This window comes from Dietzia papillomatosis NBRC 105045, assembly GCF_001570845.1.
GTDB classification, from domain to species: domain Bacteria; phylum Actinomycetota; class Actinomycetes; order Mycobacteriales; family Mycobacteriaceae; genus Dietzia; species Dietzia cinnamea.
Map to the genome: position 1 here is coordinate 45,098 of NZ_BCSL01000026.1, position 8,446 is coordinate 53,543.

The 8,446-nt window shown below is 71.2% G+C and carries 6 protein-coding genes; 5 read left to right on the forward strand and 1 reads right to left on the reverse strand.

The window, feature by feature from the left end; translation table 11 throughout:
* Positions 1-64 precede the first annotated feature (64 nt).
* The 4 genes from DPA01S_RS10570 (at position 65) to DPA01S_RS10585 (ending at position 6,456) form a co-directional block, all read left to right on the forward strand.
* Entirely contained in the window at positions 65-3,304 is a 3,240-nt protein-coding gene (locus tag DPA01S_RS10570) for an arabinosyltransferase domain-containing protein (RefSeq protein ID WP_061916087.1), read from the forward strand.
* A gap of 74 nt (positions 3,305-3,378) precedes the next feature.
* A complete protein-coding gene (locus DPA01S_RS10575; protein WP_061228987.1) occupies positions 3,379-4,164 on the forward strand; it encodes an enoyl-CoA hydratase in 786 nt (261 codons plus the stop codon).
* On the forward strand, positions 4,152-5,366 hold the full coding sequence (locus DPA01S_RS10580; RefSeq protein ID WP_061228986.1) for a CobW family GTP-binding protein: 1,215 nt from the start codon (positions 4,152-4,154) through the stop codon (positions 5,364-5,366). The genes DPA01S_RS10575 and DPA01S_RS10580 overlap by 13 nt, the downstream gene beginning before the upstream one ends.
* Positions 5,367-5,571: 205 nt before the next feature.
* Entirely contained in the window at positions 5,572-6,456 is an 885-nt protein-coding gene (locus tag DPA01S_RS10585; RefSeq protein ID WP_061228985.1) for a LuxR C-terminal-related transcriptional regulator, read from the forward strand.
* 31 nt (positions 6,457-6,487) lie between these two features.
* Here the strand turns inward: DPA01S_RS10585 and DPA01S_RS10590 are convergent, their stop codons facing one another.
* Complete coding sequence (locus DPA01S_RS10590) at positions 6,488-7,060, reverse strand: cob(I)yrinic acid a,c-diamide adenosyltransferase (protein WP_061916078.1); 573 nt, start codon at positions 7,058-7,060, stop codon at positions 6,488-6,490.
* A 72-nt stretch (positions 7,061-7,132) separates the two neighbouring features.
* Between DPA01S_RS10590 and murA the strand changes: the two genes are divergently transcribed.
* Positions 7,133-8,416, forward strand: coding sequence for a UDP-N-acetylglucosamine 1-carboxyvinyltransferase (gene murA, locus DPA01S_RS10595; protein WP_007627009.1), 1,284 nt, complete (start codon positions 7,133-7,135; stop codon positions 8,414-8,416).
* Positions 8,417-8,446: the final 30 nt, after the last annotated feature.

Here is an 8,446-nt window from a genome sequence, read left to right on the forward strand (position 1 = left end):
GGTTATCCCTCCGGCGCGTTCGTCGTTTCGGGGATCGTCGACCCCTCGTTATAGCGTGGACGCCATGCCATCGACTGCCAGCGAGGTCCCTGTCGTGCCGGAGAGAACCCAGTCGGGACCTCGGTGGGGGATCATCGCCGCTGTCAGTGGACTGATCGGCATCCTGCTCGCGATCGTCGTGCCGCTGCTCCCCGTCACGCAGACCACGACGAGTATCAGCTGGCCCGAGGGCGGCACCCTCGACCCGGTCACCGCGCCCCTGGTGGCGTACTACCCGCTCGACATCGAGGTGGAACTCCCGTGTTCGGCGGTGACCGAGCTGCGCGAGCAGGGCCGCGAGGACGGGGTCCTCGTCTCCACCGCGCCGCGCGAGGCGGGGGAGGACGCCGGCGCGCGCGGCCTCATGGTGTCCGTGGCCGGCCCTAACGTCGAGGTGCGCAGCCGCAACGTCCTCATCGCCTCCGCTCCGACCGAGGCGGTCGCCGCGCCCGGCGGCTGCTCGAGCATCCGCGTCATCGCCGACTCCGGCTCGATCGGTGCCGAGTTCACCGGACTCTCCGTCGACGGGCAGGGCGTCGGTGGCCGCATCGACCGCGACCTGCGACCCCAGGTGGTGGGCGTCTTCACCGATCTGGAGGGCGCGGCCCCGGAGGGCATGTCCGTCGACATCACGGTCGACTCCCGCTACACCACGCAGGCGACGGCGCTCAAGCAGATCGCGATCGTCGTGGGCATCCTCGCCATCATCGTCGCGCTGGTCGCACTACACCGGCTCGACCTGCGTGACGGACGGGTGGCCCGCCGCATCCTCCCGCCGGGCTGGTGGAAGCCGCGACCGCTGGACGTGCTCGTCGTGGGCACCCTGCTCGTGTGGCACGTCATCGGCGCCAACACGGCCGACGACGGCTACATCCTCACCGAGGCGCGCGCGGCGGTCTCCAGCGGCTACATGCCCGAGGTGTTCCGCTACTACGGTGCCCCCTACGCCCCGTTCGGGATGCCGTACTACCTCTACACCCTGATGAGCGCGGTGTCGTTGGGCAGCATCTGGCTCCGTCTGCCCGCCCTGCTGCTGGGCATCGGATCGTGGATCCTGCTCTCGCGGGAGGTCATCCCGCGCCTGGGCATCGCCGCTCGTCGAGCGCCCGCCGTCCGGTGGAGCACCGCCGCCGTCTTCCTCGCGTTCTGGCTCACCTACAACAACGGCCTGCGCCCCGAGCCGATCATCGCCTTCGGCGTGCTGGCCACCTGGGTCTCGCTCGAACGGGCCCTCGCGACCGGCCGACTGCTGCCGGCGGCGACGGGATTCATCATCGGCGGGCTCACCCTGTCCGCGGCGCCGACGGGCACGTTCTGCATCGCCGTCATCATCGCCGCCTCGCGCCCGCTGCTGCTGCTCATCATCCGGCGGGCGCGGCGCGACGGGTGGGTCCCGACCGTGGCGCCCCTGCTGGCCGCGGTGCTCGGGGTACTGCACCTGATCTTCCTGGACCAGCCGCTGGTCACCACGCTCCAGTCGTCGGCGCTGCTCGGCGACGTCGGGCCGACCGGCCGCTGGTTCGAGGAGGTGTGGCGCTACGAGTGGCTCATGAACCCCACCCCGGACGGCTCGCTCGCGCGGCGGTTCGCGGTGCTCACCATGTTCCTCTCGCTCATCACCTGCGCGGCGATACTGTTCCGCAAGGGACGCGTCCCCGGCGTGGCGATCGGGCCGGCCCGGCGCATCGTGGGCCTGGCGGCGATCTCCATCGCGTTCATGGCGCTCAACCCCACCAAGTGGACGCACCACTTCGGCGCGTTCGCGACCATCGGTGCGGCGCTCGCCGCCCTCGTGACCATGGCGGTCCTGCCCACCGCGACGCGCTCGCTACGCAACCGCATGCTGTTCCTTGCCGCCGTGTTCTTCGTCCTGGCGCTGAGCTTCACCTCCACCAACGGTTGGTGGTACATCTCCATCTACGGCATCCCGTGGGGCGGCGCCCAGCCGGCCGTCGCCGGGGTCACCCTGTCCTCGGTGTTCGTCGGCCTCATGCTGCTGGCTCTCCTGGCCGCGCTGGTGCTGCACTACCGCGAGCCGTTCGTCACGCGGACCCGGCCGCAGCGGCCCGACCGCGACCGCGGGCCCCTCCGTCGCTTCGCCCGCGAGATCTCGCGGGCCCCGCTCGGGCTCGCGGCCGCCCTCGTCGTCGTCATCATCGTCGCCTCCATGGCCGCGGCCGTCCGCAACCAGTACCCCGCCTACTCGGTGGGTCTCCAGAACCTGCGCGCACTGTCCGGGAAGCCGTGCGGCATCGCCGACGCGGTCCTCGCCGAGCCGGACGCCAACGCGGGCCTCCTCGCGCCCATGAGCGAGCCGCGTGACCAGCTCGAGGCCGGGGCCGAGGCGATCCGGTTCGAGCCCGACGGCATCCCCACCGACCTCACGGCGACGCAGGACGTCGACACCGACACCCCGGGCACCGGCGAGAGCTCCGACACCACGTCGACCACCGCCGGCACCGAGGGCGGTGTCCGCGCCGGAGAGGGCATCAACGGCAGCCACGCCGTCCTGCCGTTCGGTCTCGACCCCGCCCGCGTGCCCGTCCTGGGCAGCCACCAGACCGGTGCGCAGTTCAACGCCGAGACGACCACCGACTGGTATCCGCTGCCCGCGCGGTCGGACGAGAACCCGCTCGTCACCATCGCCGTGGCCGGCTCCTTCGCCCCGGACGCCCTGCGCGTCGAGTACGCGACCGGCGGTGGCACCGAGATCGCCGGCTCCGTCCTTCCCCTGGACATCGGCCCGGCCCCGGCATGGCGCAACCTGCGCGTGCCCGTGGATACGCTGCCCGACGACACCACCGCGATCCGGCTGGTCGTGCGCGACCTCGACCCGGACCCGTCGCGCTGGATCGCATTCACCCCGCCGCGCATGCCGGAGCTCGTGACGATGCAGGAGCTGGTCGGGGACACCCGACCGGTCCTGCCCGACTGGGCCGTGGCGTTCCACGTGCCGTGCCTGCGGCCGTTCGATGAGTACGCCGGCATCCACGAGCTGCCCGAATACCGCGTCCTTCCCGACCGCGGTCTCGCGGTGAGCTCCACCAACACATGGCAGTCGTGGGACGGTGGAGGGCCGCTCGGCTTCATCGAGCTGCTGCTCGAGGGCGAGACCGTGCCCACCTACCTCGAGCACGACTGGGACCGGGACTGGGGATCGCTCGTGCGGTACACACCGCTCGTGCCCGAGGCGCGCGAGGCGACCGTCGACCACGGAGAGGCCGTACGGTCGGGGCTGTGGAACGGCGGGCCGCTCGCGCGCTGACCGGCTAGCATCGGACCCGGAGTTTTTACAAGGACTTCCAACTAATCGTAGGCAGACACAGAGTGGAGACGCGCATGTCCGTGACCGAGAAGCAGTTCGAGAACATCCTGGTCGAGCAGACCGACCGGGTCGCGACCATCACCCTCAACCGCCCCAAGGCGCTCAACGCGCTGTCCAGCGCCATGGAGAAGGAGGTCGTCGAGGCCGTCGAGGGCCTGGACTCGGACCCCGACGTCGGCTGCATCATCATCACCGGATCCGAGAAGGCCTTCGCGGCCGGCGCGGACATCAAGGAGATGAAGGACAAGTCCTACCCCGGCATCTACCTCGAGCGCTTCTTCGGTGACTGGAAGCGCCTCACCGCCGCGCGCACCCCGATCATCGCCGCCGTCTCCGGCTTCGCGCTGGGCGGCGGCTGCGAGCTGGCGATGATGTGCGACATGATCATCGCCGGTGACAACGCCAAGTTCGGCCAGCCGGAGATCACCCTCGGCGTGATCCCGGGCATGGGCGGCTCCCAGCGCCTGACCCGCGCCGTGGGCAAGGCCAAGGCCATGGACCTGTGCCTCACCGGCCGACAGATGGACGCCGACGAGGCCGAGCGATCCGGCCTGGTCGCGCGCGTCGTGCCCGCCGCCGACCTGCTGGAGGAGACCCGCAAGGTCGCGGACAAGATCGCCTCCATGAGCAAGACCACCGCGATCGCCGCGAAGCAGGCGGTCAACCGCTCCTTCGAGACCACGCTCGAGGAGGGGCTGCTCGCCGAGCAGAACGCCTTCTACGCGCTGTTCGCCACCGAGGACCAGTCCGAGGGCATGTCCGCGTTCGCGGAGAAGCGGAAGCCCGAGTGGAAGCGCTGAGCAACCGTCTCGCGCACGGTCACCTCGCCGGGGGCGGTGACGGGCGTACGGACGCCCGCCGCGCCCCCGGCGAGCCGTTGCCGGTACTGGTCCTGACCGGCTACCTGGGCGCGGGCAAGACCACCCTTCTCAACCACCTGCTCTCCGGCGCGCCCGGGCTGCGGATCGCGGCGATCGTCAACGACTTCGGCGAGATCGACGTCGACGCCACCGCCGTGGCCGGCCGCGTCGACTCGATGGTCTCCCTCGCCAACGGCTGCGTGTGCTGTGAGGTCGACGCCAGCGAACTGGCCGGGACGCTGGGTCGGCTGGCCGATCCCGGGATGGGTCTGGACCTGGCCGTGATCGAGGCCAGCGGACTCGCCGAGCCGTCGGTGCTGTCGCGGATGGTCCACGACGTGCCGCGCGACGTCGTGCGGCACGCCGGGATGATCCAGGTGGTCGACGCCGAGGGCCTCGACGACGCCATGGAGCGCCACCCGCGTCTGGCGGCGCACCTGGCGGAGGCCGACCTCGTCGTCGTCAACAAATGCGACCTCGTCACCCGTGAACGGTTCGGCGAGCTCCGCGCGACGATCCGCGCCCACGCCCCGCGCGTGGCCGTGCTACCCGCGGTGCGTGCCGCCGTGCCGGCCGGGCTGCTCCTGGGACTGGAACCCGCCGCGCCCCGCACCGCGTCGACCGCCGCGCCGGACGGGGGACACGCGCCGGGCGGCGACGCGCACAACAACTCCCACCTCCACGACGGCTACACGGCCGTCACCGTCGCGCCCGCCGGCCACCTCCACCCGCGCCGGTTCCTCGCCGCGGTCTCCGCGCCGCCGACCGGCGCCTACCGAGCCAAGGGCACGCTGACCCTGGCGGACGCGGACGGCCCGCGACGCTACGAGGTGGCCCTGGTGGGCCGCCGGTTGGAGCTGCGCGCCGGGGGATCCGGACCCGACGGCCTGGTGGTGATCGGCGTGGGGATGGACGACGACGAGGTGACGCGCTTCCTCGATGAGGCCGTTCTGACGCCCGGTGAGCACGTCGACCCCGCCGCCGGCCTGGGCCTGCACCCGTACCTGATCGGTGACCCGGACTCCAGTGACGTGGAGGAGTGGATCTACGACGAACAGCGCGCGGCACCCCTCACCGGGACCGCGGCGATGCTCGCCGATCCCGAGGATCCCGAGGCATTCGATCCAGCCTTCACTCCCTGAGTGTCTTCCGCGTGGGAACGCCCGGCGCACTACCCCCGTCGACCTGACGGTCGTCTCATGTTCCTGTTCGGCATCACCCCGTCCACGTGCGTATAGTGGCGCTGACGACGGCGAAGTGTCGCACCGACAGGGGCCCCACCGACCGCGGTGGGGGTGCTGCACCGACCGCGGTGGGGGTGCTGCACCGAACGAGGGAGGAGACCTCGTGGACGAGGAGAATGCGGGCCGCGGCCCGAGCGCAGCGGGCGATGCCCAGCGGCGCAAGCGTGACCTCGCCTCGGTGCGCAGCGCTATCGCGGCCCTGCGTGAGGCGACCGGGATCCCCGTGACGATCGGGGGAGTGGTCGGCGAGGGACACACGCTCGTGCTGTCCGAATCGCTCGGGATGCGCACCTCGGCGATGAAGGACCTCAAGGTCCACTACGGCGCCGGTGTGGGCGGGAAGGTCATGGCCACCGGCAAGCCGGTCGGCGTGGCCGACTACCCGCGCGCGGGCGTCATCACCCACGAGTACGACCTCCCGGTGCTCTCCGAGGGTCTGCGGTCCATGGCCGCGATCCCGGTGGTGGTGGGCAAGGACGTGCGCGCCGTCATCTACGCCGGCGTGCACTCGTCGGTGCGGTTCGGCGAGAAGGTCCTCAACCAGATGGCCGCCACCGCGCGCGCCCTCGAGCAGGAGATCGCCGTGAACGACGCGCTGGCGGCGCGCGGTTCGGCCCCGGTCGGTCCCGGCTCCGGTGAGGGCCGCTGGGACGACGTGCTGTCCAACGAGCGGATGCGCGAGACCCACGCCCGCCTCCGGATGCTCGCTTCGCGCACCGAGGATCCCGACGTCCGCGCGGAGCTCGAACGGATCTGCGCGGAGATGGTCTCGCCGCCGCCCGAGATGCCCACCGCGCGCCTCTCCCGCCGCGAGCTCGACGTGCTGGCGTGTGTCGCCCAGGGCAAGACGAACATCGAGACCGCCGCCGACATGGGCATCGGTGCCGAGACCGTGAAGAGCTACCTGCGATCGGTGATGCGCAAGCTCGACGCGCACACCCGCTTCGAGGCGGTCAACGCCGCACGGCGCATGGGCGCCCTGCCCTGAGCCGCGCGGCGTAGAGCGGGCGCGGGACGCGTCAGCGCTCGCCGCCCGGCACCCACAGCACGTCGCCCTCGGGATTCGCGACGCGGCCCAGCACGAACAGCAGGTCCGAGAGCCGGTTGAGGTACTTGGCCGGCAGGACCGAGGTGGTCTCGGGGAACGCCTCGACGGCAGCCCACGCCGCCCGCTCCGCACGGCGGGCGACGGTGCGCGCGACGTGGAGGTACGCGCCCCCGGGGGTCCCGCCGGGGAGGATGAACGACGTGAGGTCCGGCAGATCCGCGTTGAACTCGTCGATCCAGCCCTCGAGCCGGTCGATGTAGGACTGCTCGATCCGCAGCGGCGGGTATTTGGGGTTCTCCACCATGGGGGTCGACAGGTCCGCGCCCGCGTCGAAGAGATCGTTCTGCACCGTCCTGAGCACGGTGGCGACGCGCTCGTCGAGTCCGCCGACGGTCAGGGCCACGCCGATGGCGGCGTTGGCCTCGTCGCAGTCCGCGTACGCCGCGAGCCGAGGGTCGTTCTTGCTCACCCGGGAGAAGTCGGACAATCCGGTCGATCCGTCGTCGCCGGTGCGGGTATAGATCTTGGTCAGATGAACAGCCATGGGAGTCAACCTACGTGGCCGCGGGGCCCCGCGGTCGGAGGACGGCCCGGCGGTCTCGCCTAGGGTGGACGCGTGAGCGGTAATCCCACGTCCCGCGAGGAGAGTTTCCTCGTCAGAGGCGGCACCCGACTGTCCGGAGAGATCTCCGTCGCGGGGGCCAAGAACAGTGTCCTCAAGTTGATGGCGGTCGCCCTGATGGCCGAGGGCCGGACGACGCTGACCAACTGTCCCTCGATCTCCGATGTGCCGGCGATGGCCGATGTGCTGAGGCACCTCGGGTGCACCGTCGAGATCTCCGGCGACACCGTGGTGATCGACACGCCCGCCGAACCGGGGCACATCGCGGACGACAAGGCAGCCCAGCGACTCCGAGCCTCGGTGTGCATCCTGGGCCCCCTCGTCGGCCGCCACCACCGGGCCGTGATCGCGATGCCGGGCGGAGACGCGATCGGGAGCCGCCCCCTCAACTGGCACCAGAACGGGCTCAATCGTCTCGGCGCCCGCACCAGGATGGACCACGGTCGCCTGGTCGCCGAGGCCACCGAGCTCCGGGGCGCGAGCTACGAACTGAGCTTCCCCTCCGTCGGCGCGACCGAGACCTTCGTGACCGCGGCGGTGTTGGCGAAGGGCACCTCCGTGCTGAAGAACGCCGCCCGCGAGCCCGAGATCGTGGACATCTGCGACCTGCTCAACGAGATGGGCGCACAGATCAGCGGCGCGGGGACGAGCACCATCACCATCCGCGGCGTCGACGAGCTCACTCCCGTCAGTCACCGGGTGATCGGCGACCGGATCGTCGCCGCCACCTGGGCGATGGGCGCGGTCATGACCCGGGGGGACGTCACCGTCACCGGGATCGACCCGATGTTCATCCACGTGGTGCTGGAGAACCTCCGCGCCGTGGGTGCCGACGTCGAGACGGGACCCGACCACATCCGCGTCCGTCAGGAGGGCAGACCCCGGGCGCGGGACATCCGGACCCTGCCGTTCCCCGGGTTCCCGACCGACCTCCAGCCGATGGCGATCGCCCTCGCCTCGGTCTCCGAGGGGGTCTCGGTGGTCACCGAGAACCTCTTCGAAGCCCGATTCCGCTTTGTCGAGGAGATGGTGCGGATGGGTGTCGACGCCGAGACCGACGGTCACCACGCGAAGATCGTCGGTCGCGAGCGCCTGGACTCGGCGACGGTCTGGGCGAGCGATATCCGCGCCGGCGCCGGGCTCGTGCTCGCGGGGATGTGCGCGGATGACGTGACCGAGGTCTGCGAGGTGTTCCACATCGACCGCGGGTATTCCGACTTCGTGGGCAACGTCCGCTCGCTCGGCGGCGACATCGAACGGGTTCCCACCCATCGGTGACGGTGGTCGCGGGCCATGGGGCTGCTGGCT

What these genes read in the sequence shown, in the direction of transcription:
- DPA01S_RS10570 (WP_061916087.1), top strand. Translation starts at nt 65, where the DNA reads ATGCCATCGACTGCCAGCGAGGTCCCTGTCGTGCCGGAGAGAACCCAG.
- DPA01S_RS10575 (WP_061228987.1), top strand. Translation starts at nt 3,379, where the DNA reads ATGTCCGTGACCGAGAAGCAGTTCGAGAACATCCTGGTCGAGCAGACC.
- DPA01S_RS10590 (WP_061916078.1), bottom strand. Translation starts at nt 7,060, where the DNA reads ATGGCTGTTCATCTGACCAAGATCTATACCCGCACCGGCGACGACGGA.